The following is a 2,095-nucleotide window of genomic DNA, read 5'->3' on the forward strand; positions in this document are numbered from 1 at the left end:
GAGTTCGGGGCCGCCGCGAGACAGGGGGCGCCGGGGACGGTGATCAGCAGCATGTGCGCCGTCTTCTCGGAGTCGGAGGTCGTGGGACTCATGACGAAGGGATCGCGGCGCGAGGACATCGCGCGGGCGGTGCACGATTCCTTGGCGCGCCGCATCGTCTCGCAGATGAGGCGAGTCGGCATCTCCCCACCGATCGTCTTCGCGGGCGGGGCCGCGCGGAACCCCTGCCTGCGCCATCTCATCGAGCAGGATATCGGTCAAGCCCTCGTCGTGCCCGAGGCGCCGCAGCGGATCGGAGCCCTCGGAGCCGCGATCCTGGCCGCGGAGGCGAGCGCTTGAGAGAGTCCTCTGCTCGCGCATCCGCGCATCGCGCACAGAGATGAAGAGGCGGGTTGGAGCAGCCCAAGAGGGGCCGCTTGTGCTACAATAGACCGCGTCTTCGTAAGGCGCTCGCTGTGAAGACCAACCAGGAGGTCCCGCTATGGCACCGCGATCTCTGCCCCGAGCGAGCGGATCCGCCGCGCGCCAGATTCCCGCGATCCTGCTGGCCGCTCTCTGGCTCGTGGCGACGCCCGTACTCGGCCAGACGCGCCTCTACCTTGCCGAGTATCAGTACAACAATCCGCGGCTCAAGACGATGCTCCTCGACGGCTCCTCGGTCCAGGAGATCTTCACGCCGCCTCTCTCGGAATGGTTGCTGGTCGGGCTGGACTACGACGCGACAGCGGGCAAGATCTACTGGACTCACGGAAGCCATCCGGGCACGATCCGTCGCGCCAACCCGGATGGAAGCGCGGGACAGCTCCTCTTGACCGGCCTCAAGTATCCTCGGGGCGTCGCGCTCGACCCTCTGGCCGGGAAGATCTACTGGGCGGAGGCGCCTCCCCAGGGAAACGCGATGGGCCTGATCCGCCGGAGCAACGCGGACGGCACCGGGCTCGAGACCTGGTACGCTCTCGCGCCGTACGACCCCAACCTCTCCTATGTGGGCAAGCCGATCGTCGATCCTCTGAACGGCTATCTCTACTTCTGCGCGGCCAACGAGATCCGCCGGGTCAAGCTGGAGGGCCCGGGACCGGCCCAGACCGTCGTTCGGGGACTCAACACGACGACGGCGGTGGCTCTGGATATCGCGAATGACAGGATCTACTTCGTGGACGGCAACACCAACACCGACATCCTGGGATGCGCGCGTCTCGACGACACCGATTTCGAGGTCCTGGTCGATCTCTCGCCTGGGGCGTTCGGCAGCAGCGGCCTCTACGATCTCAGGCTCGATCTGGCCGGGGGAAAAGCCTACTTCACGGACGAGATCGCGAAGGTCGTTCGCAGGTGCAACCTCGATGGATCGGGCCTCGAGGTGATCTATACGAGCCCTGCGTCCCTCGCCCCGACATCCATCTCATTCGACGCGGATCCCCTGCCTCCCGTACAGGACTGCAACGGCAACTCCATCCGCGATCTCGATGACATCGAGAGCGGCACGAGCGAGGACTGCAACGGAAACGGGATCCCCGACGAGTGCGAGGCGAACGCCTGCGAAGCCGTGACCTACGGGATCGACTACGGAAGCGATCCCGGACCGACCGGTCGCGTGTTGAGCGGCGATCCGTCGACAGGGTTCGAAGTCTTCCAATCCTTCGAGTTCGTCACCCTCCCCGAGGTTCCGGGACTGAGTCTCGTCGAGATCATGCTGGATGGGTGGAATGTGAACTACCACCCGGCCGGTTTCCGCGCCACCCTCTTCCCGGACAACGGAAGCGGATTCGCGGACGAGACCCGGCCGCTGGCCTCGGCGGACTTCCGGTTCCGTTTCAGTCCCAATACGGTCGTCTGGGTCGGCGGCAGAATGACGGCGTTCCTGCCCGCGGGGCAGTACTGGGTTCGGCTGTCAGCCAACGATCCCGCCTACTACGCTTCGGTCAACGTAGGGTTGAGCGGACCGCCGTCCATCTCCAGACGCCTGAGCAGCGGCGAGCTCGTGCCATCGACCTACTCCATCGCCCTGCGGGTCCGGTTCGCCGATCCGGCCGGAGTCTCCGCGCCGCCGGAGGGCAGGCGCGTCGACCTACGCGTCCGACCGAATCCTACCCGA

Annotated in this window: 2 protein-coding genes; both read left to right on the plus strand. The window is 66.0% G+C overall.

Features of this window, described 5'->3' with window-relative positions:
• Nucleotides 1–339 (plus strand): 3-hydroxyacyl-ACP dehydratase (locus tag FJY88_13850; protein ID MBM3288410.1); only part of this gene is annotated, 339 nt, incomplete at its 5' end.
• 142 nt (nt 340–481) lie between these two features.
• A partial coding sequence (locus FJY88_13855) for a hypothetical protein (GenBank protein MBM3288411.1) occupies nt 482–2,095 on the plus strand: 1,614 nt, incomplete at its 3' end.

Source organism: Candidatus Eisenbacteria bacterium (assembly GCA_016867495.1).
Lineage (GTDB): Bacteria > Eisenbacteria > RBG-16-71-46 > CAIMUX01 > VGJL01 > VGJL01.